General features: G+C 63.7%; 23 protein-coding genes. 5 read left to right on the plus strand and 18 right to left on the minus strand.

Going from position 1 to position 25,696, the window contains the following annotated elements; genetic code table 11:
- The first annotated feature begins 60 nt into the window (after positions 1–60).
- Positions 61–1,314 (plus strand): PrsW family intramembrane metalloprotease, encoded by a 1,254-nt coding sequence (locus AUR_RS01780; protein ID WP_170828604.1) that lies wholly within the window; start codon positions 61–63, stop codon positions 1,312–1,314.
- 82 nt (positions 1,315–1,396) lie between these two features.
- Here AUR_RS01780 and nusB read toward each other — a convergent pair whose 3' ends face one another.
- From nusB to AUR_RS01850, 14 genes are all read right to left on the minus strand, one after another.
- Positions 1,397–1,807: a transcription antitermination factor NusB gene (gene nusB, locus AUR_RS01785; protein ID WP_021470602.1), complete on the minus strand. Its 411-nt coding sequence runs from the start codon at positions 1,805–1,807 to the stop codon at positions 1,397–1,399.
- Positions 1,807–2,370 carry an elongation factor P gene (efp, locus tag AUR_RS01790; RefSeq protein ID WP_021470603.1) on the minus strand — a complete coding sequence of 188 codons (564 nt, stop codon included), beginning with the start codon at positions 2,368–2,370 and terminating at the stop codon, positions 1,807–1,809. Before efp ends, nusB begins: the two co-directional genes overlap by 1 nt.
- Positions 2,371–2,534: 164 nt before the next feature.
- Complete coding sequence (locus AUR_RS01795) at positions 2,535–3,056, minus strand: tetratricopeptide repeat protein (protein ID WP_021470604.1); 522 nt, start codon at positions 3,054–3,056, stop codon at positions 2,535–2,537.
- On the minus strand, positions 3,053–4,144 hold the full coding sequence (gene aroB, locus AUR_RS01800) for a 3-dehydroquinate synthase (protein ID WP_062096928.1): 1,092 nt from the start codon (positions 4,142–4,144) through the stop codon (positions 3,053–3,055). Before aroB ends, AUR_RS01795 begins: the two co-directional genes overlap by 4 nt.
- Positions 4,141–4,695 carry a shikimate kinase gene (locus AUR_RS01805; protein WP_031215973.1) on the minus strand — a complete coding sequence of 185 codons (555 nt, stop codon included), beginning with the start codon at positions 4,693–4,695 and terminating at the stop codon, positions 4,141–4,143. The genes aroB and AUR_RS01805 overlap by 4 nt, the downstream gene beginning before the upstream one ends.
- A gap of 11 nt (positions 4,696–4,706) precedes the next feature.
- Positions 4,707–5,906: a chorismate synthase gene (aroC, locus tag AUR_RS01810; RefSeq protein ID WP_021470607.1), complete on the minus strand. Its 1,200-nt coding sequence runs from the start codon at positions 5,904–5,906 to the stop codon at positions 4,707–4,709.
- A 26-nt stretch (positions 5,907–5,932) separates the two neighbouring features.
- Positions 5,933–6,787, minus strand: coding sequence for a shikimate dehydrogenase family protein (locus tag AUR_RS01815; protein WP_062099208.1), 855 nt, complete (start codon positions 6,785–6,787; stop codon positions 5,933–5,935).
- A complete protein-coding gene (gene mltG, locus AUR_RS01820; protein ID WP_128397030.1) occupies positions 6,784–8,499 on the minus strand; it encodes an endolytic transglycosylase MltG in 1,716 nt (571 codons plus the stop codon). The genes AUR_RS01815 and mltG overlap by 4 nt, the downstream gene beginning before the upstream one ends.
- Entirely contained in the window at positions 8,496–9,086 is a 591-nt protein-coding gene (ruvX, locus tag AUR_RS01825) for a Holliday junction resolvase RuvX (RefSeq protein ID WP_128397031.1), read from the minus strand. Before ruvX ends, mltG begins: the two co-directional genes overlap by 4 nt.
- Before the next feature lie 2 nt (positions 9,087–9,088).
- On the minus strand, positions 9,089–11,767 hold the full coding sequence (gene alaS / locus AUR_RS01830; protein ID WP_062096931.1) for an alanine--tRNA ligase: 2,679 nt from the start codon (positions 11,765–11,767) through the stop codon (positions 9,089–9,091).
- 113 nt (positions 11,768–11,880) lie between these two features.
- A complete protein-coding gene (locus tag AUR_RS01835; protein WP_021470612.1) occupies positions 11,881–12,093 on the minus strand; it encodes a hypothetical protein in 213 nt (70 codons plus the stop codon).
- Between the two features lie 67 nt (positions 12,094–12,160).
- Complete coding sequence (locus AUR_RS01840; RefSeq protein WP_021470613.1) at positions 12,161–12,535, minus strand: DUF948 domain-containing protein; 375 nt, start codon at positions 12,533–12,535, stop codon at positions 12,161–12,163.
- A gap of 172 nt (positions 12,536–12,707) precedes the next feature.
- On the minus strand, positions 12,708–13,328 hold the full coding sequence (rpsD, locus tag AUR_RS01845; RefSeq protein WP_021470614.1) for a 30S ribosomal protein S4: 621 nt from the start codon (positions 13,326–13,328) through the stop codon (positions 12,708–12,710).
- A 213-nt stretch (positions 13,329–13,541) separates the two neighbouring features.
- Complete coding sequence (locus AUR_RS01850) at positions 13,542–15,041, minus strand: replication-associated recombination protein A (protein WP_062096932.1); 1,500 nt, start codon at positions 15,039–15,041, stop codon at positions 13,542–13,544.
- A gap of 42 nt (positions 15,042–15,083) precedes the next feature.
- Here AUR_RS01850 and AUR_RS01855 point away from each other — a divergent pair, with 42 nt between their 5' ends.
- Positions 15,084–15,764, plus strand: coding sequence for an acVLRF1 family peptidyl-tRNA hydrolase (locus AUR_RS01855; RefSeq protein WP_241650841.1), 681 nt, complete (start codon positions 15,084–15,086; stop codon positions 15,762–15,764).
- A 5-nt stretch (positions 15,765–15,769) separates the two neighbouring features.
- Here the strand turns inward: AUR_RS01855 and AUR_RS01860 are convergent, their stop codons facing one another.
- From AUR_RS01860 to hisS, 3 genes are all read right to left on the minus strand, one after another.
- The gene (locus AUR_RS01860) at positions 15,770–16,585 is read right to left on the minus strand and encodes a GNAT family N-acetyltransferase (protein WP_062096933.1); all 816 of its coding nucleotides are present in this window, start codon (positions 16,583–16,585) and stop codon (positions 15,770–15,772) included.
- A gap of 133 nt (positions 16,586–16,718) precedes the next feature.
- On the minus strand, positions 16,719–18,512 hold the full coding sequence (aspS, locus tag AUR_RS01865) for an aspartate--tRNA ligase (protein WP_062096934.1): 1,794 nt from the start codon (positions 18,510–18,512) through the stop codon (positions 16,719–16,721).
- Positions 18,513–18,616: 104 nt separating this feature from the next.
- Entirely contained in the window at positions 18,617–19,963 is a 1,347-nt protein-coding gene (hisS, locus tag AUR_RS01870; protein WP_062096935.1) for a histidine--tRNA ligase, read from the minus strand.
- 206 nt (positions 19,964–20,169) lie between these two features.
- Here hisS and AUR_RS01875 point away from each other — a divergent pair, with 206 nt between their 5' ends.
- The 3 genes from AUR_RS01875 (at position 20,170) to AUR_RS01885 (ending at position 23,216) form a co-directional block, all read left to right on the plus strand.
- Positions 20,170–20,964: a peptidylprolyl isomerase gene (locus AUR_RS01875; protein ID WP_021470620.1), complete on the plus strand. Its 795-nt coding sequence runs from the start codon at positions 20,170–20,172 to the stop codon at positions 20,962–20,964.
- Positions 20,965–21,029: 65 nt separating this feature from the next.
- Positions 21,030–22,520 carry a DUF349 domain-containing protein gene (locus AUR_RS01880; protein ID WP_062096936.1) on the plus strand — a complete coding sequence of 497 codons (1,491 nt, stop codon included), beginning with the start codon at positions 21,030–21,032 and terminating at the stop codon, positions 22,518–22,520.
- A 96-nt stretch (positions 22,521–22,616) separates the two neighbouring features.
- Positions 22,617–23,216 (plus strand): hypothetical protein, encoded by a 600-nt coding sequence (locus AUR_RS01885; RefSeq protein WP_062096937.1) that lies wholly within the window; start codon positions 22,617–22,619, stop codon positions 23,214–23,216.
- Here AUR_RS01885 and AUR_RS01890 read toward each other — a convergent pair.
- A complete protein-coding gene (locus AUR_RS01890) occupies positions 23,213–25,603 on the minus strand; it encodes a RelA/SpoT family protein (protein WP_031215976.1) in 2,391 nt (796 codons plus the stop codon). The two genes, AUR_RS01885 and AUR_RS01890, sit on opposite strands and share 4 nt — an antisense overlap.
- Positions 25,604–25,696: the final 93 nt, after the last annotated feature.

A 25,696-nucleotide genomic window follows, 5' to 3' on the forward strand; every position in this document is an offset into this window, starting at 1 on the left:
GCGTCCGCGGCCATGGGTGAGTTTAAGGTCACACCACAGGCGTGGCATAGGCTCGGACCCATGAGCAGCAACCAACCAGGCCGCCATGATGGACAACGGCCCTATCCCCGGCCGTTCGTGGAGCCCGGGGCCAACCCCACCTGGATCGGCCACATCCAGCCCGGCAACTACCAGCCCGCTCCGGGCAACCCCGCACCGTTGGGAAACCAATCGTGGGCAGTCGCACCCCAAGGCATGCAGCGCCGTTCTGCCGGTTTGCTGCCACTGCTCCTTGTCGGCGGCATCCTGGCCTTCGGCAGCCTTCTCCTGGTTGTTCCGTTCCTCCTGGGCAACACCGGGTTGGCGGGCTTCATCATCGGCTTCATCGCATCGCTGATTCCGCTGTCCATAGTCCTGCTGACGGTCCGGTGGATCGACCGCTGGGAGCCGGAACCCAAACGGCTTCTGTGGTTTGCCTTCACGTGGGGAGCGGCTGTCTCCATTGCGGCGACGCTCCTGATCCAACCGCTATTTGCCCTCGCGGCGCCCACCACCAGCGAGGACGCCTACAGCTACTTCATGGCCACCGTGCAGGCACCGATCGTCGAGGAGTTCAGTAAGTCGCTGGGACTCCTCCTGTTGATATTCGCCGCCCGGAAGTACTTCGACGGACCCGTTGACGGCGTCGTGTTCGCTTTCACCATCGCCGCGGGTTTCGCGTTCACCGAGAACATCCTCTATTTCGGACGGGAGATCGCTTCTTCGTCCGACCCCGGGACCGACCTTGTCCGGATCTTCATCCTCCGCGGCGTGATGTCTCCTTTTGCGCACGCAATATTCACGGGAACCACCGGCTTGATCATGGGTTTCGCGGCGAGGAAGTGGCACTCGGGGTACGCGGTTCTGGCGTTCTTCGTGGGCCTGTTGCCTGCGATGTTCCTGCATAACCGCTGGAACAGCATGGGCCAGGGATTCCTGGTTGAATACTTCGTCGTCCAGGTCCCCATCTTCCTGGTGGCCGTCCTTGGAATAGTCTTCCTTCGCATGGCCGAAGGAAAACTGACCCGTCAACGGTTGCTGGAATATGCCCGCGCCGGGTGGTTCACGCCGGCGGAGGTGGACATGCTGGCTACACCCCGGGGCAGGCGCCAGGCCCTTGGCTGGGCATCCTCACGCGGCCGGGCCGCACAGATGCGGGCGTTCATCAAGGCGGCGACGTCCCTCGCCTTCACCCGCCAGCGCATCCTCAGCGGCAGGGACGTCCATGTCCACCAACACGATGAACTTGAACAGCTGCGCCGGATACCCGGGCTACGGTCAGCGGTGCTCCTGTAACCGTTCATAACGCAGAATGCCCCTTGGAGTCCGGACTGGCCGGATTCCAAGGGGCACCAAGTATGCAGAAGTAAATCGGTTCTTACGCCAACAGCGACGGCTTGAGCTTCTGCAAGCGGCCCAGCAAACCGTTGATGAAGGCCGGGGACTCGTCCGTGGACATGGTCTTCGCCAAGGCTACGGCCTCGCTCACAGCGACCCCATCGGGAACGTCGTCGTTGTAAAGAAGTTCCCACGTACCAATGCGGAGGATGATGCGATCCACCGCCGGCATGCGTTCAAGAGTCCAGCCCTGCGCATAGGTTTGCAGGAACTCGTCGATGGTGGGCTGCATGGAGACAACCCCCTCCACGATTTCGACCGTGTACGGATTCACAACAAGGTCAGTCTTCTCCCGACGCGCCTTGAGCGCATCAAAAGCTGAAACCGAGCGCTGCTCAGCCTCAAAAAGTACTTCAAGTGCCCTGTTACGGGCCTTACCGCGGGCACTCACTAGTCGTTGACCCTGCCCAGGTAGCTGCCATCACGGGTATCAACCTTGACCTTGGTGCCCTGCTCGACGAACAGCGGAACCTGGATCTCGTAACCGGTCTCCACAGTTGCAGGCTTGGTGCCTGCGGAGGAACGGTCACCCTGGAGACCCGGCTCGGTGTAGGTGATCTCCAGCACGACGCTCGGCGGAAGCTCGATGTAAAGCGGGGTGCCTTCGTGGATGGCGATGTTGACCATCTGGTTCTCAAGCATGAAGTTGGTGGCGTCACCGACTGTCGCGCCCGAAACGTGGATTTGGTCGTAATCGCTGGTGTCCATGAAGACGAAGTCTTCGCCGTCCTGGTACAGGTACTGGTAGTCGCGCCGGTCGACAGTTGCGGTTTCGATCTTGAGGCCGGCGTTGAACGTCTTGTCCACTACCTTGCCGGACATAACATTCCGCATCTTGGTTCGAACGAAGGCGCCGCCCTTGCCCGGCTTGACGTGCTGGAACTCAATGACGTTCCAGAGCTGGCCCTCGAGCTTCAGTACGGTTCCGTTCTTGATGTCGTTTGTGGTTGCCACTCGTATCCTCTGGTTAATTTCACTGGTCCTGGCTGATGTCCAGCTTCCAGCCGTATGCCAAGCCGGCACGCCACTTTGGCCGGCCAGCGCGTATTTATCAAAAATCCATGAACCATTCTACCGGCAAACGGAGGGCGGCACGCGCGGGGTTTCCACAACGATGCTTAGGAAGCGAGCTCCAGGACATTGCGTGCCCGTTGCAGGGCCACTGCCGAGGAGTAGATCAAGGCCGCGTCGGCGGACATTGCCACGCGGAGGTCGAGGGCCTTTGCAAAGGCTTCGGACGCGGCAAGCGCATTGCCGCTGACGAAGTACGCGCGCCCAAGGTACTGATGGACGACGGCCTCTTTTGAGCTGCCCTGCACTTCATGAAGCAACTGCTTGTACAGCTGGATCGCCCGGTCCATGCGGTTGGTGGCACGGTGGACCTCTGCCTCGAAAATTCGGAGACGGAACGACTCGGGATTCTTGTACCGGGCTTCTGCCAACAATTCGGCTGCTTCCTTGGGCTGGTTGTCCAGGAGCAAAGCCATGATGCGGTCCGCGGGGTCCACCGAGGCAGCCAGCGCCGTCTCCAGCGCATCCTCATTGACAACCACCGGCAACAACGTGTCCGGATTCATCCGTACCCCGGGGAATCCGGCAGTAGGCCAATCGCTGATGCCTTCAGCCAAAGTGGCGGTCATGATGCGATCTCCTGGTAGGCGGCGAAGAGCAGCGAAGTGTCCGGAACATCGAGGATGCCGGGCTTGGCGATGCCATCAAGGACAACGAAGCGGAGGAGGTCGCCGCGGGACTTCTTATCCCGGCGCATTCCGTCCAGGAGACCCTGCCAGCGGTCCCTGCGGTAGGTGATCGGCAGGCCAAGACTTTCCAGGATGGTGCGGTGGCGGTCAGCGTCGGCGTCTGAAAGGCGGCCAACGCTGCGCGACAGCTCTGCCGCGAACATCATGCCGACCGACACAGCTGCGCCGTGCCTCCAGGAGTACCGTTCCACAAGCTCGATCGCGTGGCCCAGGGTGTGGCCGTAGTTAAGGATCTCCCGGAGTCCGGATTCCTTCAGGTCCTGCGACACCACGTTGGCTTTGACCGCAATGGCACGCTCAATCAACTCACGGACCACCTCGGACCCGGGATCAGTGACGGCGTCCGTATTCTTCTCAAGGAGGTCAAGGATGGCGGGATCGGCAATGAACCCGCACTTGATGACCTCGGCCATGCCGGAAACAAGTTCGTTCCTAGGGAGGGTCTGGAGCGTATCCAGGTCAGCCAGGACGGCGGCAGGCGGGTGGAAGGAGCCCACGAGGTTCTTGCCTTCGGCGGTGTTGATTCCGGTCTTGCCGCCAACGGCTGCATCGACCATGCCCAACAGCGAGGTCGGCATGTGGATGACTTTGACACCCCGCAACCACGTAGCCGCTACGAAACCGGCGAGGTCCGTTACGGCTCCGCCGCCAACAGCCACGATCGCGTCGGAACGGGTGAAGTCGTTTTGTCCCAGCACCTGCCAGCAGAAGGCGGCAACCTGAATGTGCTTTCCCTCTTCGGCGTCGGGGATTTCGGCCGTCAGGGCGGTGAAGCCGGCAGACTCAAGTTCGTCCCGGACAGTGTCGCCGGTCAGCCTGAGGGCACGAGGGTGGATCACCAGGACCCGGCGAACCCGCTCCCCCAGCTTTTCGGGCAGCGTTTCCAACAGCCCGCGGCCCACCACGACGTCGTAGTTCTCCGACGCGGATTCTCCCGTGACCTTGATGACAGTTGCTTCGTTGCTCACTTCTCAGCTTCCTTTTCCAGGGCTGCGTGCTCGCGCAGCCGCTCCTCCAGCCGGAGGGCGATTTCCGCTACGGATCCGGAACGAACATCCATGACGATATCTGCCAGGCGCTCATAGACGGGCTGCCTCGCGGCAAACAACGCTTCCCAACGGGACATTGCATCGCCTTGCAGCAGTGGCCTTGCCGTATTCCTGGCAATCCGGTCCGCAACTGTGGCAGCGTCACATTCCAGGTAGATAACAGTGCATTCTTCGAGCAACTGCTGAGTCCCGGAATCCAGGACGGCGCCACCACCCAAGGATATGACGGTTTGGCGCTGTTTGGCGGCTTCTATGGCCTTTGCCACAGTCCGGGCTTCGATTTCGCGGAAGGCATGCTCTCCCCGACCCGCGAAAATATCGGCAATGCTGCCATGGGCAGCAACCACCACCGCGTCGGTATCCACGTACGGTATGTCCAGCTGCTGCGCCAACTGCTGGCCGATGGCTGACTTCCCTACCGCCATTGGTCCGATGAGGACAAGTGGGCGCGCAAAAGTGCCGCCCGCCATGACGGGAGCCACTAGCGTCCGACCGAGTCCAAGGTTGCCGGGATGCTGTTCAGGTAGCCCTGGAGGTTGCGCGTGGTTTCCGCCACCGAGTCACCACCGAACTTTTCCATGACGGCTTCCGCGAGCACCAGGGCCACCATTGCTTCGGCTACGACGCCTGCAGCAGGCACGGCACAGACGTCAGAACGCTGGTGATGCGCCTTGGCCGGCTCGCCGGTGCTCACGTCGATGGTGCGCAGGGCACGAGGAACAGTCGCAATGGGCTTCATGGCCGCACGGACACGGAGTACCTCGCCGATGCTCATGCCACCTTCGATGCCACCTGCACGGTTCGTCCGGCGGACAATCTTGCCGTCTTCATCCTTGACGATCTCGTCGTGCGCGGCGGAGCCCCGCCGGGCAGCGGTGAGGAAACCATCGCCCACTTCGACGCCCTTGATGGCCTGGATGCCCATCAGGGCGGCAGCCAACCGGGAATCGAGGCGGCGGTCCCAATGGACGTAGCTGCCCAACCCCGGCGGAAGTCCGTAGGCCAGTACTTCGACGACACCGCCAAGGGTCTCGCCTTCCTTATGGGCTGCGTCCACCTCGGCCACCATGGCGTCGGACGTCTCACGATCAAAGCAACGCAACGGATCCGCATCCAAAGCAATGACATCGGACGGCGACGGCAACGGACGGCCTTCAGGAACGGACACACTGGCGATGGAGACTGTGTGGCTGACCAGTTCAATTCCCAGTTGCTTCAGGAACTGGGCGGCGACGGTTCCAAGGGCTACGCGCGTGGCCGTTTCCCGGGCACTGGCTCGTTCCAAGACCGGACGGGCCTCATCGAAGCCGTACTTCTGCATGCCGGTGAAGTCAGCATGCCCCGGACGGGGACGGGTCAGGGGCGCATTGCGTGCCTGGTCCGCCAGAAGCCCGGCGTCCACGGGGTCGGCCGACATGATCTGTTCCCATTTGGGCCATTCGGTATTGCCGACCTGGATGGCAACCGGACCGCCCTGGGTGATGCCGTGGCGGACACCGCCGACGATCGTTACTTCATCCTGCTCGAACTTCATGCGGGCACCGCGGCCGTAGCCAAGCCGACGGCGGGCCAAGGCGTCACGGATCTGCCCGCTGGTGAGCTCAACACCGGCCGGCACGCCTTCAACAATTCCGATCAGAGCCGGACCGTGGGATTCACCGGCTGTCAACCAACGCAACATATAACCAATCCTGCCATGTAAGGCCTCTAGAAGACTCGTCGGGGAAGTCCGACTGAGTCGCACATCACATCTATGACGGCGCTATCCACCGTGCAGCCGCTGAAAAGCCGGATCTGCTCTGCCGCCTGGTACATCAGCATCTCCAGGCCCGGGACCACGACTCCCCCATGCCGGTGCCATTGCTCGGCCAGCCGGCTGGGCCAGGGATCGTAGGCCACATCCAGCAACACCCCGCCCGAGGTTCCGGGCAGGGCGCCAAGTTCATCTGCCAGGCCATCCGCTGCCCGCGGCGGGAAGGTGGAAATCACCAGGTCCGAACCGGCTATGGCGGTTGCCGCCTGGACCAGCGGCCTGACGGACAAGCCGATTCCGACGGCGGCAGCAGCGGCTTCGGCGTCGCTGGCCCGGGAGACATCGCGGACAAAGACGTCAACGTGGTCGGCCCCCAACCCGCGGAGTGCCGCAATCGCGGCTGCAGAGGTTCCACCGCCGCCAAGCACCGCGCCATGTGGGCTCGTCGCGACGCCGGCGTACCTGACCGCCTCCACGATCCCCGCAACGTCGGTGTTGTACCCGACCCGCCGGACCGAGCCGCCGTCGTTCTCGAAAGCAACGGTGTTGAGGACGCCCAGGTGGGCTGCCGCTCCCCTGACCTCGTCAACTTCCCTGACCATTGCGGTCTTCAACGGCATGGTGACCGAAAGGCCGCACCATGACTCGTCCGCCCGGACCGATTCCATGAATACCGGAAGCATGTCCGCCGTCAGGTCTATTGCGGTGTAACCAATGTCCACGCCCAGCTTTGCGTAGGCCGCAGTATGCATCGCCGGGGATTTTGAATGTGAAATCGGATGCCCGAGGACTGCTGCCCGGCGGCTCACACGCACCGACCCGCGTTGGCCGCACACCATGCGTTGTACTGCTCAACGTAGGTGTTGTGCTCGGCCAGCGTCTTGGAGAACTTGGTCTCCTTGGTGTCCAGGTTGATGGTTACCCAGTAGAGGTAATCGTTGGGCGTGGGTTTGGCGGCCGCGTCGATGGCAGTCTTGCCCGGCGAACCGATCGGCCCGGCGGGCAGGCCCGTATTCGCATAGGTGTTGTACGTGTTGGACTTGTCCGCCTTCTCTTCCTCGGTGAGGTGGAAGGACTTCTTGCCCAGCCCATAAGTCACCGTGGCGTCCGACTGGATGAGGCCGTTCGTTTCCGTGTTATTGGGCTTCAAGCGGTTGTAGATGGCGCCGGCGACGTTTCCGTAGTCCGCCTGGCCACCCTCGGCCTGGACGATGCTGGCGATCGTCACAACGTCATACTGCTTGGCGGGATCGGTGATTCCTTGGGCCTTGAGCTCATCCAACGTGGCAGTGACCAGCGTCTGGATGATGTCCTTGCCGGAGGTTCCCAGGGGGAATCGGTATTCACCGGGGGCCAGGAAGCCCTCAAGGTTCTTTGCCTTGGCAGGGAGCCCGAACTGGCTGGGCGCCTGGTTGAAACCGTTCAGCTGCTGAAGGGGAATTCCGGAGCCTTTGGAAATGGCCTCGAGGGACTCGTTGATACGCAGGCCCGCGCTCAAAGCAAAGTAGATGACTTTGGAAGCGTCCTTGTTGGACAGGACCGCCACGGCGTCGGAATTCTTCATTTCGGTGCGGAAGGTGAACTCGCCCGGCGACAATTCGCCGCCTTCGCTGAGGAACGCTTTCACGAAGGTATCCGGGTCGGCAACCACCTTGTTCGCAGCGAGTTCCGCGGCCACCTGTTTGGGGCCGGCTCCCTCGGGAACGGTGATGGTGACGGAGCCGGTGCCCGGTCCGGGGTAGTCCGTCACCTTGTCCATACCCAGAAGCGGCTTGAGGAACTGCGCACCCACCACAATGGCGGTGACGAAGACAGCCAGCGTGATCAGCAGAGCCAGAACCCGACGGCGGCGGCGGGCCTTGCGGGCAGCGGCCTTGGAAACGGGGGTTTCCACCGTGGTGATGAGCTCATGCGCGTGGTCATCATGGGCGTGCGCGTCATGATGGTCGTCGTGGTGCTCTGCGTAACCGTGGTGGACTGCACCGTCGTGGTGCTCTGCGTAACCGTGGTGGGCTGCGTCGTCGTGGTGGGCTGCGTCGTCGTGGTGGGCAGCATCCGCATGGTGGTCCGCGCCATCGTGGGCTGCGCCATCCTGATGCACAGGACCATCGTGCCCAGCGCGGTCCTGGCCCGGGGCTGCTTCGGGAACCGCCGGAAGGCTCGTAGTGGCCGCACCATGGGCCTGGGTCTCGTCGTGCGGCTCGGGCTCGCGCTCCGGGGCTGCTGGAGCGACCTTAGGTGCGGCTGCCGGGGCGGGAGGCACCACTGGCTCGCGCTGGGGCGCCGGCGCCGCCTGGACATCCCGTCGTACAGCTGCGGCATTGGGGACCGCAGGTACAGGACGGGGAAGGTCCGGCTCATCCGCAGCCGGGGCACCGGCCGCTCCTGGAGTCGCTTCCGGAACGGGTACGACGTTTTGGTTCTGCGTGGCGAGGAATCGCTCGCGTGCCCGCAGTTCTTTGCGGGTCAGCGGCATACTGCCGCCACCGGTGCTGGAGGGGTCGTTATTGACCGGGCTCACAGTTGCAGTCCCCTCGTAGAAGAATCAGGTTGGCTGCCTGAGGAGGCCGGCAGTGTTGGGGCACCGCCTGATGCATCGGACTGCGACGGCGCCTGCACGCGGCGGCCAACGTCCGTTCCTCTGGCTTTTTGCATGTCGATCGCGTGCTGCAGTATTCCAGCAGCAGCAACCTGATCAACCACTTTACGGTGGTTCTTGCTGCTCATGCCAGCTTCACGCAGGTTGCGGTGCGCCGTCACGGTGGTCAAGCGCTCGTCGACCAAGTTGACCGGCACCCTCACACCCGCCTGGACCAACGCGTCCGCGAGCAGCTCGGCGTACTCCACAGCCATCTGAGCGGAGCCGCGCTCCTCGCCCTTCATGGTCCGTGGCAGGCCCACGAAAACCTGGACTGCCTCCTGCTCGATGACATGCTTCACCAGGACCCGTACATCCGAGTTCTTCTTGAGGTCACGGCTGAGGGTCTTGAGCGGGGAGGCAAGGATTCCATCGGGATCGCACACGGCAACCCCAACCCTGACGGTGCCGACGTCCACCCCCAGCTTGGTGCCGCGGGGATAGACGCCGGCATCGGTAGTGGAACTCACAATCAGCGCTTGGCTATCGCGTCAAACACGGCTGCAAGGGCATCGGAGACCTTTGCAGCGTCGGTGCCGCCGCCTTGGGCAACGTCGTCCTTGCCGCCGCCGCCACCACCGAGGATCCCGGCGGCGAGGCGAACCAGCGCACCGGCTTTGACACCGGCTTCGCGGGCTGCCTCATTGGTGGCAACGAGGATGATGGGACGATCGTTGCTCACGCCGGCCACGGCCACCGTTGAGGCTTCCGAACCCAGGCGGTTGCGAAGGTCAAGGGCCAGGTTGCGGAGGTCATCCGCGCCGCCGACCTGGCCGGCGTCGTGGGCAACCACGCGTACGCCTGCGGCGTCGCGGGCCGAACCCACCAAGTTGGCCGCTGCAGCCGCCAGCTGTTCCTTGCGGAGCCGGTCAAGTTCCTTCTCGGTCGCCTTCAACTTGTTCAGTGTGCTGGAGATACGGTCGGCCAGTTGTCCGGACGGTACCTTCAGCAGCTCGGTGAGCTCGGTGACGAGGGCGCGCTCGGCAGCCAGGTGCCGGAAGGCATCCAAGCCCACGAACGCCTCAACGCGGCGGTTTCCGGAACCGACAGACTGCTCGCCCAAGAGCGAGAGGCTGCCGATCAACGAGGTGTTGGAGACGTGGGTACCACCGCACAACTCGCGCGACCAGGCGCCGTCGATCTCCACAACCCTGACTTCGCTGCCGTAGTTCTCGCCGAACAGCGCCATGGCGCCCAGCGCTTTTGCTTCGGCAAGGCCCATGACCTTGGTGTCGACGCGGAAGTTATTGCGGATCGCGATGTTGGAAACTTCCTCAATCTCCGAGCGCGTGGCAGCGCTCAGCCCTTCGCCCCAGGCGAAGTCAAAGCGGAGGTAGCCGGCCTTGTTGAACGAACCGCGCTGGGTTGCTTCCGGCCCCAGGATCTGATGCAGGGCGGCGTGCACAATATGCGTTCCAGTGTGTGCCTGCTCAGCGGCGTGGCGGCGTTCACGGTCGACGGCGGCACGAACCACGGCGTCGCCGGCAATTTCACCTTCACGAACAATCGCCTTATGGACGCTCAGTCCCTTGACGGGACGCTGGACATCGAGGACCTCGACGACGAAGCCGTCGCCGGTGATCAGGCCCGTATCCGCTGCCTGCCCGCCGGCCTCGGCGTAGAACGGCGTTTCGTTGAGGACCAGCTCGATCTCGTCCCCGGTGGAGGCATGGGCAACCCGCTGGCCACCGGTGACTATGCCCCGGACCTTCGACTCACCTTCCAGTTCTTCGTACCCGGTGAAGACCGTTTCACCTTCACCCAGCATTTCCTGGTAAGCGCTGAGGTCGGCGTGGCCGCCCTTCTTGCCTTTGGCATCTGCCTGGGCACGCTGGCGCTGCTCGAGCATGAGGGCACGGAATCCGGCCTCATCAACCTTCAGGCCCGCTTCCTCGGCCATCTCCAAGGTCAGGTCGATCGGGAAGCCGTACGTGTCATGGAGGGTAAAGGCTTCGGCGCCGGACAGCGGAACGCCGGCAGCCTTGGATTCCGCTACGGCATCTTCCAGCCGTGCGGTACCTGAGGCGATGGTGCGGAGGAATGCCTTTTCTTCGGCGTAGGCGATGCGGCTGATCCGGGCGAAGTCCGTCTCGACCACGGGGTAGACACCCTTCATGGCATCGCGGGAGACCGGGAGCAACTCGGGGAGGCAGGCGGACTCCACACCCAGCAGGCGCATGGCCCGGACGGCGCGGCGGATCAAACGACGAAGAACGTAGCCACGGCCTTCATTCGACGGGGCAACCCCGTCGGCAATGAGCATCAGGGCGGAACGGATGTGGTCTGCAACAACACGCATACGGACGTCGTCGGTGTGGTGCGGATCTTCATCCGTTTCGGCGGAAGTGTATTCCTTGCCGGAGAGTTCGGCTGCCTTGTCAATCACGGGCCGGACCTGGTCGGTCTCGTACATGTTCTCGACGCCCTGGAGGATCATCGCAAGACGCTCCATGCCCAGGCCGGTGTCGATGTTCTTGTTGGGCAGTTCGCCAACGATGTCGAAGTCCACCTTGGAGCGGACGTTCTCGATCTGGTACTGCATGAAAACGAGGTTCCAGATCTCGATGTACCGGTTCTCGTCGGCAACAGGGCCGCCCTCGACACCGTAATCCGGACCACGGTCGTAGTAGATTTCCGAGCAGGGACCTGCAGGACCGGGCTGGCCGGTGTGCCAGTAGTTATCCGACTTGCCCATCTTCTGGATGCGCTCAGCAGGGATGGCCGTGTTCTTGAGCCACAGCTCCTTGGCTTCGTCGTCTTCCTCGTAGACAGTCACCCAGAGGCGTTCGGCCGGAAGTCCGTAGCCGCCGTCGTCGACGCTCTTGGTGAGCAGCTCGAAAGCGAACTTGATGGCGTCTTCCTTGAAGTAGTCGCCGAAGGAGAAGTTGCCGCACATCTGGAAGAACGTGCCGTGGCGGGCGGTCTTGCCGACTTCTTCGATGTCGCCTGTGCGGATGCACTTCTGGACACTCGTTGCCCGGCTGTAGGGCGGCTCTTCGCGCGCGGTGAGGTAAGGGATGAACGGCACCATTCCGGCCACAGTGAAGAGAAGTGACGGGTCGCTGGAAACGAGCGACGCGGAGGGAACGGCTGTGTGACCCTTGCTGACAAAAAAGTCCACCCAGCGCTTGGTGATCTCCTGCGACTTCATTGGCTGATTACTTACCCTTCTCAATTCACTGCACATGTTGTGCGCGGTTCCGGCCGGTGCCGTTCCGCAGCTATCCATTCTGCCCTGTTGCGGGCCCGCGTGCGAACCTGCCGCTACCGCTTGCCGGAGTCCGGGGCGTCGATACCCAGGGCCGACCTCAGGTCCGCCTCCCGTTCGTGCATGCCTGCACGGACAGCATCGGCGAAATCGAACAAGCCATCGGCCAAGCGTCCGACAGCCCGGTTCAGCCCGTCAGGACCGATGTTCGCCTGCGCTTCGGTGACCTTCCGGAAGGCAATGACACCGATGGCAACGCCGATTCCCATCCAAACAATTCTCTTCACGACGTGTCTCCCTTGAGTATTCAGGCTGCAGTCAAGCGGCCGTGCGGATTCAGCGGCTGCGGCGGCCGGAGGACGTTGTGCGCTTGGATGCGAGAGCAGAGCGCACGCCATAACTGAAAGCGGCTACCTTGATCAGCGGAGAACCCACAGTGGCCGCAACCAGCGACGACAAGGCAGAGATGTTCGCGGAGGCGTCCGAGACGTTCGACGCGATGCCATCAACCTTCTTCAGTTGCTGGTTGGTGGTGGAAACGGTCGCTGTCACCTCGTCCATGAGGGGCGTCGCGCCGTCGCTGATGGAACGGATGGACGTACGGACTTCGTCAAAGACGCCGCCCAGCTTCAGGATAGGCACTGCCAGCAACAGAACCAGGAGCGCAAAAACCCCTGCTGCAATCAGGCCGGCGATGTCGCCACCAGACATAGAACTCATCTCCTAGGATCGTTGCACTGCCTCAACCCGCCTTCGCGGCGGCCAAGGCCTCCCCCAGTACATTACAGACAAAGGAAGCCTCGCCTCACCTGCGAAGCATGGAGTTCAAAGACAAAGAAGCCCGCGGCTTGGCCACGGGCTTCTTTGGATACGCTGCTGAAATTTAGCGTGCGTAGAATTCGACGACGAGCTGCTCTTCGCAGATCACGGGGACCTCAGAGCGCTTCGGGCGGCGAACCAGGCGTGCCTGCAGGGCGTCGATCTTGACGTCCAGGTACGGCGGGGTGGTGGCCAGGACGTGGGCACCGGCAGCTGCTGCCTGGAACGGAGCCATGACCTCGGAGCGGCTGTGGACGTGGATGAGCTGGCCTTCGCCGACGCGGAAGGACGGGCGGTCAACGCGGACGCCGTCAACCAGGATGTGGCGGTGCACAACCAGCTGGCGGGCCTGTGCGATGGTGCGGGCGAAGCCTGCACGGAGCACGAGGGCGTCGAGGCGCATTTCCAGCAGCTCAACGAGGTTTTCACCGGTCAGGCCCTTGGTGCGGCGTGCTTCTTCGAAGGCACGGGTCATTTGGGCTTCGCGGATGCCGTACTGGGCGCGCAGGCGCTGCTTTTCGCGCAGACGAACGGCGTAGTCGGAATCCTGCTTCTTGCGGGCACGGCCATGCTCACCGGGGCCGTACGGGCGGCGCTCCATGTACTTGGCGGCCTTGGGGGTCAGAGCGATGCCGAGTGCACGCGAAAGGCGTGCGGTACGGCGAGCACGAGTGTTGTTAGCCACTTGTGTCCTTCCAAATTACTGCGGTGTGTTGGTGTTACTGGCCTCCATCAGGGAGAGCATCGGCCAACCGCTGCCACTTGCTACTGGCCCACGGCACAGCACCATCGAAGAAATCTTCAGGGATTTGTGCGTCGGGTCATGCCAGACAAAGAAATATCCTACCACGCAGCGCCTACCCCGCAGGAACCCGGAGCCGGCGCCGGGCCTTGGGGGTTATTGCCCCCGCACTATCCGGCGCAAGCGTTCCAGCCTCGCGGCGATGTCCCGCTCAGCCCCGTTGGCCGTGGGCTGGTAGTAGTCCTTGCCGACGAGGTCGTCCGGCGGGTACTGCTGCGTTGCCACGCCGTGCGGCTCATCATGGGCGTACTTGTAGCTCTTGCCATGGCCGAGTTGCTTGGCGCCCGGGTAGTGGGCATCCCGCAAATGCATGGGGATGCTTCCACCGTATCCTGCCCGGACATCGGCTATGGCCTTGTTGATGCCCATATACGCCGCATTGGATTTGGGCGCGGTTGCCAGGTGGACCACCGCTTCGGCCAGGATGATCCGGCCCTCCGGCATGCCGATCAACTGAACCGCCTGGGCTGCTGCCACAGCCGTCTGCAGCGCGGTGGGATCCGCCATGCCGATGTCTTCCGCTGCCGAGATCACAATGCGGCGCGCCACGAAGCGCGCGTCCTCCCCCGCTTCGAGCATGCGGGCCAGGTAATGCAGCGAAGCATCGACGTCCGAGCCCCGGATGGACTTGATGAATGCGCTGGCGACGTCATAGTGCTGGTCACCGGCACGGTCATAACGGACCGCTGCGGCGTCAAGGGCCCGCTCCGTGTGGCGCAGTTCCACCAGCACGGGAGCATCCGGTGCGCCGTCGCCGGCGAGGCCGGGTTCGCCCTCGCCGGGTTCGCCGACCCCACGTTCGCCGTCGTCGGTGGCGGACATCTCAGGCCCGACGGCGTCAGCGTCACCGAACGCTACTCCCGCGGCCGCCTCCAAAGCGGTCAGGGCCCTGCGGGCGTCGCCGCCGGACAGGCGGACCAAATGCTCCAAGGCTTCTTCGCTGAGTTCCACGCGGCCTGCAAGTCCGCGGGCGTCCGCGACTGCACGCTGCAGCAAACCTGAAATGTCGTCATCCGTCAGGGGTTTCAGGGTCAGAAGGAGCGACCGGGAGAGCAGCGGCGAAACAACTGAAAAGGATGGGTTCTCCGTAGTTGCGGCCACGAGGACTACCCAGCGGTTCTCGACGCCGGGCAACAAGGCGTCCTGCTGCGCTTTGTTGAACCGGTGGATTTCGTCAAGGAACAGGACGGTCGTCTTCTTGTAGAGGTCCCTTGCGGTCAAAGCCTCGTCCATCACGCGCCGGACGTCCTTGACGCCGGCAGTGATCGCGGACAGCTCAACAAATTTCCGCCCGGGCCCCCTGGCGATCACGTGCGCCAAGGTGGTCTTTCCTGTTCCGGGAGGTCCCCACAAGATGACCGAACTGGGGCCGGCGGGACCTGAGGCCTCGGCTCCGGCCGCCAACTGCCGCAGCGGCGATCCGTGACCCAGCAAATGTTGCTGGCCCACGACGTCGTCCAAGGTCCGCGGCCGCATCCGCACGGCAAGGGGGCTACGCTGCGAAGCCATCCAGCCGGCGTCGGTGAGAGGTCCCGCGGCGGCGGAGTCCTCTGACTCGTCATCACTGGCAGCGCCGGAACCAAAGAGATCTTCCACATGGATAGGCTACTCATAGTTCCAATAAAGGAGACATTTCGCGTGGAGCCCCAAACCCCCGGCCCGCAACGCAGGGATTCCCAAACCACCATCCGCACCGCCCTGGTACCCGCATCCCGACTCCACGGTTGGGTGGAACGCTTTTCCGCCAGCCACGGCCAGGTGGAGGAGGATTTCGACGACGACGGCCTCCTTCTGCGCGCAGCCGATGGAGCCGAGGCGTTGCTCAGGGCCCCGTGGCCGGTGGACGGACGCCCGGGCCGCGGCGCCACGGACCTCGATCGGCTGGCGGCTTTGGCCAGCCAGGAACGCGGGCTCGGGATTGTGCTTATCCGGCGGGGCGGTTTCGCCGTCGCCGCGGCATCGGGGTCACGGATCCTCGCGTCAAAAAGCGGTAACCGCTATGTGCAGTCACGCACGTCTGCCGGCGGACAGTCCCAGCAACGCTTTGCCCGTCGCCGGTCCAACCAGGCAGATGCCCTGGTTGAAGCGGCAGCACTCCACATCGGCGCGATCTTCGCAGCCCACCGCATCGAATACATCGTCCCGGGGGGCGACAAGACCCTGGTGGACCAGGTCCTGAATCAAGGGCCGGCCAAGCCATTCGCCACCAGGACGCGCCTTGCCCTGCTGGACGTGCAGGAACCCAAGACCGCTGTTCTGGCGAAGGCGGCCACCGATGCCTGCTCGATACGGATCACCGTAACTGATCCCCCGCGTTAGCCCACTCAGCAACCGCCGGGAGCGCGCCGCAAGGGTGCCTGACGGTAAAGATAGCTGCCTTGCCGGAGAAAGCCCGCCGTTTCGTAGAGGCGCCGGGCGCCTGTGTTTGCCGACGTCACCAGAAGCCAAAACCCGTCCAGGCCCACTCTGGTCCCCTCCTCGAGCAAAGCGGCAAGCACTATCGAACCAAGACCTTGCCTGCGCCGGCCCGCCGCCGTGGCCATGCAGTAGATACCGCCCCGACCGCCAACCAAGGCAAGGCGTCCGACGGCGGCCGGGTTGCCGTCGTCGTCCCTCGCCAAAGCGTAAATGGACGGGCAACCGGAAAGGATTTCCCGGGCAACGGCGAGTTCCCGTTCCCCGCCCCGGCCATCCACGGCCCACCACAGCCGAAGCCAATCCTCCGTCGGTACCCCGGACAACTCTACGCCGGGCCGGGCCGGACCTTGCTGGGCCGGACTTTGCGGCACCGGGGCCAAGGGCTCCGCACCCCGGACCATGATCAGCGTTTCCGATTGCCGCGTAAACCGCTGCGTATCCAGGACGTCGTGAAGGGCTTCGCTGCGGGCGTCATCGAAGGTCTGGAGGATCAACGGGAGCTTTCGCCGCCGATACCAGTCGGCGGCGCTGCGGAGCGCGTCCGCGACCTCCCCGGTATGGGCGACTGCACCGCGGGGCCACACGGAGTTGGCCCGCTGGGTCACCCCTTCCGATGCCCGCAAGATCCACGGCCCTGCTTCGGCATGTTCCAAAGCCGGCCACGCCGCATCCATGAGTTCTTCCAGGGACTCCTGGTCTATTGGCTCTCCGGCCTTGAGCATGGTGGCCCGCTCTTCCTGGTTACTGTCTGTCTGGTGGGGTCCGCCTGGTTACGGTCTGCCTGATGAGGGTGGCGGAAATGCCGCAGGCCCCCTGCACGTGACAGGGGGCCTGCGGAGTCGTCCGGGCTTTTGCTTACTCGGACGGGGTAGCCGGCTTGGAAACGGGCTTGGCTTCGGGCTTGAAGTCCACGCCGGCTTCCTTGCGCTGCTGCGCGGTGATCGGTGCCGGAGCCGCCGTCAGGGGGTCGAAGCCGTTGCCGGTCTTGGGGAAGGCGATGACGTCGCGGATCGACTCCACGCCGGCCAGCAAGGCCACAACGCGGTCCCAGCCGAAGGCGATTCCACCGTGCGGAGGTGCTCCGAACTTGAAGCCTTCCAGCAGGAAGCCGAACTTGGTTTCAGCGTCTTCCTTGTCCAGTCCCATGAGCTGGAAGACCCTCTCCTGGACTTCACGCTCGTGGATACGGATGGAACCGCCGCCGATCTCGTTGCCGTTGCACACGATGTCGTAGGCGTAGGACAAGGCCGACTCGGGGTCCTTGTCGAAGGTCTCCATGAACTCCGGCTTCGGCGAGGTAAAGGCGTGGTGGACCGCAGTCCACTGGCCGGCGCCCACGGCTACGTCACCGGAGGCGACGGCGGCCGCGGCCGGCTCGAACATCGGAGCGTCCACGATCCACACGAAAGCCCAATCGTTCGGATCGATCAGGCCGGTGCGGTGACCGATCTCCACGCGCGCGGCACCCAGCAGGGACCGGGAAGCGCCCTTCTCGCCGGCAGCGAAGAAGATGCAGTCGCCGGGCTTGGCACCGACGGCGTCCGCCAGTCCGGCGCGTTCCTGCTCCGTGAGGTTCTTGGCGACGGGACCTGCAAGCTCACCGTCCTCCTTGTACAGGACGTAGGCCAGCCCCTTGGCGCCGCGCTGCTTGGCCCATTCCTGCCAGGCGTCCAGGGCGCGTCGGGCCTGGGAAGCACCGCCGGGCATGACCACGGCGCCAACGTAAGGGGCCTTGAACACGCCGAAGTTGGTGTCCTTGAAGAACTCGGTCAGCTCCGTCAGCTCCAGGCCGAAACGAAGGTCCGGCTTGTCGGAGCCGTACTTGGCCATGGCGTCCAGGTAGGTCATGCGGCGGATGGGCGTGGGAACCTCGACGTCGATCAGCTGCCACAGGGACTTAACGATCGCTTCGCCCAAGGCAATGATGTCGTCCTGGTCGACGAAGCTGGCTTCGATGTCCAGCTGCGTGAACTCAGGCTGACGGTCGGCACGGAAATCTTCATCGCGGTAGCAGCGCGCGATCTGGTAGTACTTCTCGAAACCGCCGACCTGGAGGAGCTGCTTGAACAGCTGCGGGGACTGCGGCAGCGCGTACCAGGATCCGGGAGCCAGGCGTGCCGGCACCACGAAGTCGCGCGCACCTTCAGGGGTCGAACGCGTCAGGGTGGGCGTCTCGATTTCAACGTAGCCCTGTTCGTGGAGGATTCCGCGGGCCACGCGGTTGGCCTCGGAACGCAGCCGCAGGTTGCGGGCGGGACCGGGACGGCGGAGGTCCAGGTAACGGTGCTTCAGGCGGGCTTCTTCACCGACCTCCACGTGCTCGTCAATCTGGAACGGCAAGGGATCGGAGGTGTTAAGAATCACCACCTTGTCCGCGATGACTTCGATCTCTCCCGTGGCCAGCGCAGGGTTCTCATTGCCCTCCGGACGCTTGCTGACGGTACCCGTCACCTGCAGGACGTATTCGTTCCGGAGCCCGTGGAACACTTCTTCCTCGCGGACAACCACCTGGGCCACGCCGGACGCGTCACGGAGGTCGACGAATGCAACACCACCGTGATCACGGCGGCGGCCCACCCAGCCGGCCAGGGTAACGGTTTGTCCAATGTGCTCGGAACGAAGTGATCCGAGGTCATGTGTGCGCAGCACAGCATTCCTTTCGCATGAATTTTTGATGGATGTCCGCAAAGACAATCCCGTCCGAGTTTACCCGCCCCCGGCAGCGCTGCTCCCTGAGGGACGTCAGAGGGAAATCAGGCGGTAACCACCCGAACGTACAAATCTTCTTCCGACGGCGTCCAGGTCGCAGGGTCCGCGTCCACCTGCTCGCCCGAACGGATGTCCTTGACTTGGTGCTTGCCGTCGTCGTCGGTGAACCACACAAAGGGAATGCCGCGGCGGTCGGCAAACTTGATTTGCTTTCCGAATTTCTCTGCCTTGGCAGCCACCTCGGTGGCGATGCCGCGGCTGCGCAGCTGGGCTGCCACATCCTGGGCAGCGGACCAGCTGTCATCGTGGTTCAGAGCCACCAGGACTGCCGTGGGCACCGATCGCGAGGCCGTGGCCAGCTCCTGGCTCAGGATCCGGGAGACGAGGCGGGTAACACCAATGGAGAGTCCGACGCCGGGGAACTTCCGGTTGCCTTTGCTGGCGAGGGCATCGTACCGGCCGCCCGAACAGATGGACCCCAGCTGCTCGTGTCCTACAAGGACCGTCTCCACTACTGTCCCGGTGTAGTAATCCAGCCCGCGGGCAATGCTGAGGTCCGCCGCGACCTTCCCGGGAGCGCGCTGAATCGCCGCTTCGATCACTTGCTCCAGCTCATTGAGGCCCTCATCGAGCAGCTCATCCTTGACGCCCAATGCGCGTACCTGCTCGACGAACGAGGTGTCCTCGGCCCGGATGGTGGCGAGTTGCAGGGCGAGGCCGGCTTGTTCGTCCGTGGCGCCGAGCTCGCTCTTGAGCAACCCGGCCACCTTCCCGGCCCCGATTTTCTCGAGCTTGTCGATGCTTCGCAGGACACCGGCAGTATCCGTCAATCCGATGCCGCGGTAGAAACCTTCGGCCAGCTTCCGGTTGTTGATCCGCAGCCGGAAATCCGGGATGGGCAGGGCGCTCAGCGCCTCTGCGATCACCAGTGCGATTTCGACGTCGTAACGGAACGGCAGCTCGCCGTCTCCCACGACGTCGATGTCGGCCTGGGTGAACTCACGGGCACGGCCTTCCTGCGGCCGTTCCCCCCGCCAGACTTTTTGGATCTGGTAACGGCGGAACGGGAACGCCAGGTAGCCGGCGTTCTCCACCACGTAGCGCGCAAAGGGAACGGTCAGGTCAAAGTGCAGCGCCAAGGCGTTCGGATCAGTCTTGCCTGTTTTTGCAGTCTCTTCGTCGTCGTCCTGCAGGCGGCTCAGGCCGTAGACTTCCTTGTCGATCTCTCCCTTGCGCAGCAGCTGCCCCACCGTCTCCACCGCACGGGTCTCAATGGAGGAGAACCCGTGCAGTTCGAAGGTCTTGCGCAGCGTATCGAGCACATGCAACTCCACCAACCGTTCCTGGGGAAGCCACTCGGGGAATCCGGACAGGGAGGCGGTACGTGCCATGGTGGAAGAGTCTCCTCGAAGAAGGCTGACCGCGGGAAGCCCGCGCCACTGCAATTAAGATGCATTCAGCGTTTATTGGGCAGGAGTCCGGACGGTCATGCATAAACTATGTGCGGCAGCCAGTTTATGCTCTCCCCGCGCGCAGTTCTAATGCAGCACGCCCGGGTGCATGACTGCCGTTGACGTGGACACCATCAGGAGGACTCTTGGCAACAAGATCGCGGGACGACCGCGAAGCCCGGCGACGCATCCGGCAAATGGAGGCCAAGCGTGCCCTGCGGCAGCAACAGACCAAAAGGCGCAGGCGGGACAACATCGTGGCGGTGGGCGCCGGAGCCTCGGCTTTGGTCCTGGCGGCGGTGCTCCAATTAACGGTCTTCAGTTCCAACCCCACCGAGGCAGAGTACGCCGCGGCCCAGGCCGGGCTGAGTTCGCCGTCCGCGTCACCGCAGGCATCCAACAGCGCCGACGTTCCGGCTGCGGACACTGCTGCGGGCAAGACCTTCACAGGCGAGCTTGCCCTGAACGGCGGCGTACTTGGTGTCCGGATTGACGGAACAACCGCCCCGCAGGCCGCGGCCGTCATCAAATCCCTGAGCGACTCGGGCTACTACGACGGCACCTTCTGCCACCGGCTGACAACCTCCGAAACCTTCGGCCTGCTGCAATGCGGCGCCAAGTCGGAAGACGGAGCGGACGACGCAAACTACAGATGGGGTCCGCTGGAAAACACCCCGTCAAACAACACGTATCCTGCCGGAACCATTGCTGTAGCCCGGACCGGCAACAACGCCTACGGGAACGGGCACCAGTTCTTCATCGTCTACAAGGACACAACCATCCCGGCAGACTCGGCCGGGGGCTACACGGTGGTCGGCCAGGTCACCAGTGGCCTGGATGTCGTGTCCAAGATCGCCGCGGCGGGGCTGAAGGCAGACGCCACCAACAACGACGGCGCCCCTGTGGCACCTGTCACGATAGACTCGTTTTCACTGAAGTAACCAACTCCAGGCCCCGCCTAGGGTGCATTACCTGAGCAGTCCCTCCAAGCGAAAGACTTTTAGCGGTGACAGACAGTCAGAAATCCGACGAAACAGCAGCAGTAAGCAACCAGGAAGCCGTCGAGGCTGCCGAGCCAAAGGCCGGCGAAACCGCCGCCCCGGAGGCGGCACCCGCCGTCGAACCTTCCCCGGCAGCTGAACAGCCTGCTGCGCCCCGTCCGGCCCCGTCCCCCGCGGCTTTCGCTGCCCGCCCCAAGGCGCCCGCCGCCGTCGTGCCCGCCGCTCCTGCGGTTTCCGCGGCGTCCTTGGCTGAAGCGGCCAAATGGGGGCGCGCGGAAGGGGACGGCCACGTCTTCCTGACGCTGGACGGCGAGGAAATTCCCGTGGGCCAGTACCCGGGCGTCAGCCCCGACGAGGCCTTGGGCTACTTCGCCAGGAAGTTCGACGACGTCATTGCCCAGGTAGTCCTGCTGGAACACCGGGTGGCATCAAAGGCCCCGGCCACGGACATGCAGAAAACCGTCGCGCACCTGCGTGAGCAGCTGGCCGAACGCAACATGGTGGGTGACATCCGCTCCGCCGAGGCCCGTTTGGACACCCTCTCAGCGCAGATCGCTGAACTCGAACAGTCTGAGAAGGCCGCCCACGAGGCAGTGCGGGCCAACGAGCTCGCTGCACGCGAGGCGATTGTTGCAGAGGCCGAAGCGATTGCGGGGCAGGATCCGGCCCAGATCCAGTGGAAGACCTCCAGCGCACGCATGAACGAGTTGTTCGAGTCGTGGAAGACCGCACAAAAGAGCGGCGTCCGGCTCGGCCGTAGCAATGAGGATGCGCTCTGGAAGCGGTTCCGTTCCGCGCGCACGGTCTTCGACCGTCACCGTCGGGCCTACTTCTCCCAGCTGGACAGCAACAACTCCGCTGCCAAGGCCGCGAAGGAGGCCTTGATTGCCGAGGCCGAAGCGCTGTCTTCCTCAACTGACTGGGGCTATGCCGCAGGCGAGTACCGCCGGCTCATGGACCAGTGGAAGGCGACGCCTCGGGCCAGCCGTAAGGACGACGACGCTCTCTGGGGCCGTTTCCGCGCTGCGCAGGATGTCTTCTTCAGCAACCGGCAGGCCGCCAACGAGCAAATCGACCAGGAGTACACCGCCAACCTCGCCGTCAAGGAACAGCTGGTTGCCGAGGCCCAGGCCCTCCTTCCCATCAATGACCTCAACCTGGCCAAGAAGGCGCTCCAGTCCATCCGTGACCGTTGGGAGGAGGCCGGCAAGGTTCCGCGCGCCGACATGGGCCGCATCGAAGCCGGACTCCGCAAGGTTGAAGATGCCGTGCGTGAAGCCGAAGAGGAAAAGTGGCGCCGCAGCAATCCTGAAACGAAGGCGCGCACCAACAGCGCCCTGAGCCAACTGGAGTCGGCCATCGCCAACCTGAAGGATGATCTGGAAAAGGCAGAAATAGCCGGAGACCAGCGTCGCATCAAGGAAGCGCGGGAAGCCCTTGACGCCCGTCAGTCCTGGCTGGACCAGATCCAGCGGTCCGCGAGCGACCTCGCGTAGGCAGACTTACCGCGTGGCTGCAGGCCCCGGTTTGGTTATCCACATAACCGAACCGGGGCCTGTGCGCATTTAAGGGCTGCGGGAAATGATCAGAGCATGCACTCCTTCGATCCCGCCGCGCACCTGCAGGAGCCCGCCCTCCAAGAGTTGTACTCCCCCAGCCGGATATTCACGTGGCCGGAGCTTCAAAGCATGGCACTGGACGGGATCCTGCGCCCGCTCTACGGAAAGAGTTACGCAGCCCCTGGAGTGGCAACAACCCCGAGGCTGCGCGCACGTGCGGCGGCCCTCACAGTTCCCGCCAGGATGCGCACCAAGGTCGTGGCGGGGCGCCTGACAGCAGCCTGGATCTACGGTTGCGCGGCTCCTCCGGAGCGGCTGTCACTCCTGGTCGACGCGAAGCACCGTATCTCAAGTCTCCGCGGCGCCCGGGACTGCAGCCTCCACGAAGTCAGGCTGGGCCAAATGGACGTCGTGAGCCTCGGCGGCATGCTCGTCAGCAGTCCCTTGCGGACGGCAGCGGACATCGCACTGCATATCGAGGAAGAACGGGCACTGCCGGCCTTGTTCTCGCTGCTGGCACGTCCGGACCTGGGCGTTCGCCTGCGGTTACTCACACTGGCCGTCGAGGCCGCACCGCGCGTTCCCCACAAGAAACGGGCCTTGACGACACTCGCCGCGCTGGCTGAACGCTAGGTGCGGCGACGGTTGCCGGTAGTTCTGTACACGTCGAACACACCGTCAATGCGACGAACAGCGCTTAGGACATGGTGGAGATACTTCGGATCCCCCATCTCGAAGGCAAACTTCGAGATGGCTACCCTGTCGCTGGACGTATGCACCGAAGCAGCCAGGATGTTTACGTGGTTTTCCGAAAGTACACGGGTGACGTCGGAGAGGAGCGACTTCCGGTCCAATGCCTCGACCTGGATCTCCACGAGGAACACGCTCGACTGCGTCGGCGCCCACTCGACCTCGACGATCCTGTCCGGCTGGTCCCGGAGCCCGGAAACGTTGGTGCAGTCCGTCCGGTGGACAGAGACTCCCGAACCACGCGTCACGAAGCCAAGGATCGGATCCGGCGGCACCGGAGTGCAACACCGGGCGAGTTTCACCCAGACATCCCCGACCCCACGCACGATCACACCTGAATCGGAGAACTTGGACTTGGCCACCTGGGTGGGGATGCTGACCTCGTCAAGGTCCTCGTCCGGCGTCTCTTGGCCGCCCAGGTGCTCGACGAGTTTCTCCATGACCGACTGGGCGGACGTGTGTCCGTCGCCCACGCCCGCGTAGAGCCCGGAGATATCGACGTAGTGGAACTCCTCGGCCACAGCAGACAGCGCGTCGTGGGTCATGAGCCGCTGCAAGGGAAGGTTTTGCTTCCGCATGGCCCGCGTCAGCATGTCCTTGCCGCGGTCAATTGCTTCCTCGCGGCGTTCCTTGGTGAACCACTGGCGGATTTTGTTGCGGGCACGGGCCGATTTGACGAAGTGCTGCCAGTCCTGGCTGGGACCTGCACCTTCGGCCTTGGAGGTGAAGATTTCGACCCAGTCGCCGTGGTTCAGTTCGCTGTTAAGCGGAACGAGCTTGCCGTTAACGCGGGCACCAATGGTCCTGTGGCCCACTTCCGTGTGCACGGCATAGGCGAAGTCAACGGGAGTAGAGCCTGCGGGCAAAGCCATGACTTCACCCTTGGGGGTAAAGACGAACACCTCACGGGCGTTGATCTCGTACCGCAAAGAGTCCAGGAACTCGCCCGGATCCGATGTTTCCTGCTGCCAGTCCACCAGCGACCTCAGCCAGCCCATGTCTCCGTCCCGGGGGCTGCCGGGGCCGACAGCGGTACGGTTGGGCTGATCCTTGTACTTCCAGTGCGCGGCCACACCGTATTCGGCCCTGCGATGCATCTCATGCGTACGGATCTGGATCTCCACCGGTTTGCCGCCCGGACCGATCACGGTGGTGTGCAGGGACTGGTACATGTTGAACTTCGGCATGGCGATGTAGTCCTTGAAACGCCCGGGCAAGGGGTTCCACCGCGAATGCAGTGTGCCCAGCGCGGCGTAACAGTCGCGGACCGAATCAACCAGCACGCGCACGCCCATGAGGTCGTTGATGTCGTCGAAGTCCTTATCCCGGACGATCATCTTTTGGTAGATCGAGTAGTAGTGCTTGGGACGGCCGGTAATGGTGGCCTTGATGCGCGCCGTCCGAAGATCGTCGGCGATCTGGTTGCGGATGACGCTGAGGCTCTTCTCCCGCTCGGGGGTCCTGTCCCCCACCATCCGGACGATTTCCTCGTACACCTTGGGATACAGGGCTGCAAAGGAGAGATCCTCGAGCTCCCACTTGATGGTGTTCATGCCAAGGCGGTGCGCCAGCGGGGCAAAGATTTCCAGGGTCTCCCGAGCCTTGCGGGAGGAAGATTCCGCAGAGACGAAACGCCACGTCCTGGCGTTATGCAGACGGTCCGCGAGCTTGATCATGAGGACCCGGATGTCCTTTGCCATGGCCACGACCATTTTGCGGACGGTCTCGGACTGGGCAGCCTCACCGAAGCTGACCTTGTCCAGCTTGGTCACCCCGTCCACGAGCATGGCCACTTCGGGCCCGAAGTCACGGGTCAGGTCTGCCAGCGTGTACGGCGTATCCTCCACGGTGTCGTGGAGCAGCGCCGCAGCCAAGGTGGTGCCGGTCATGCCCAGTTCGGCCAGGATCGTGGCGACGGCGACGGGATGGGTGATGTAGGGGTCGCCGCTCTTGCGCTTCTGCCCCTGGTGGCTCTGCTCGGCCACTGCGAAGGCGCGCTGGATGAGGTCGAAATCCTCTTTGGGGTTGTTGGCCCTGACAGTGCGGAGGAGCGGCTCCAGGATGGGCGAATACGGAGCTACCCCACGTCCGGTAAGCCGGGCAAGCCGCGAACGGGTCCTTTCCCGCCGTCCGGGGAAGGTTGGACGCGCCCCCGGGGCGTCAACCGGCACAGCAGCAGACCGCCCAGCCACGCTTGTTGCTGGAACCGCCACACCGCTGTGACCGTCTTCTCCGCCCGCCGGTGGTGCCGACGTCGCACGCTCTTCCACAGAAGTACCCCTCACGACCGATTTAATTCTTCCAGTCTATTCCCGCCAACGAATGCTTCCGCAACCGCGACGCACATGACGCGAACAGCGGCA

The sequence above is a fragment of the Paenarthrobacter ureafaciens genome (assembly GCF_004028095.1).
Lineage (GTDB): Bacteria > Actinomycetota > Actinomycetes > Actinomycetales > Micrococcaceae > Arthrobacter > Arthrobacter ureafaciens.

What these genes read in the sequence shown, in the direction of transcription:
- AUR_RS01780 (WP_170828604.1), top strand. Translation starts at nt 61, where the DNA reads ATGAGCAGCAACCAACCAGGCCGCCATGATGGACAACGGCCCTATCCC.
- AUR_RS01795 (WP_021470604.1), bottom strand. Translation starts at nt 3,056, where the DNA reads ATGACCGCCACTTTGGCTGAAGGCATCAGCGATTGGCCTACTGCCGGA.
- AUR_RS01805 (WP_031215973.1), bottom strand. Translation starts at nt 4,695, where the DNA reads ATGGCGGGCGGCACTTTTGCGCGCCCACTTGTCCTCATCGGACCAATG.
- aroC (WP_021470607.1), bottom strand. Translation starts at nt 5,906, where the DNA reads ATGTTGCGTTGGTTGACAGCCGGTGAATCCCACGGTCCGGCTCTGATC.
- alaS (WP_062096931.1), bottom strand. Translation starts at nt 11,767, where the DNA reads ATGAAGTCGCAGGAGATCACCAAGCGCTGGGTGGACTTTTTTGTCAGC.
- AUR_RS01835 (WP_021470612.1), bottom strand. Translation starts at nt 12,093, where the DNA reads ATGGGAATCGGCGTTGCCATCGGTGTCATTGCCTTCCGGAAGGTCACC.
- AUR_RS01840 (WP_021470613.1), bottom strand. Translation starts at nt 12,535, where the DNA reads ATGTCTGGTGGCGACATCGCCGGCCTGATTGCAGCAGGGGTTTTTGCG.
- AUR_RS01860 (WP_062096933.1), bottom strand. Translation starts at nt 16,585, where the DNA reads ATGCTCAAGGCCGGAGAGCCAATAGACCAGGAGTCCCTGGAAGAACTC.
- hisS (WP_062096935.1), bottom strand. Translation starts at nt 19,963, where the DNA reads ATGGCACGTACCGCCTCCCTGTCCGGATTCCCCGAGTGGCTTCCCCAG.
- AUR_RS01885 (WP_062096937.1), top strand. Translation starts at nt 22,617, where the DNA reads ATGCACTCCTTCGATCCCGCCGCGCACCTGCAGGAGCCCGCCCTCCAA.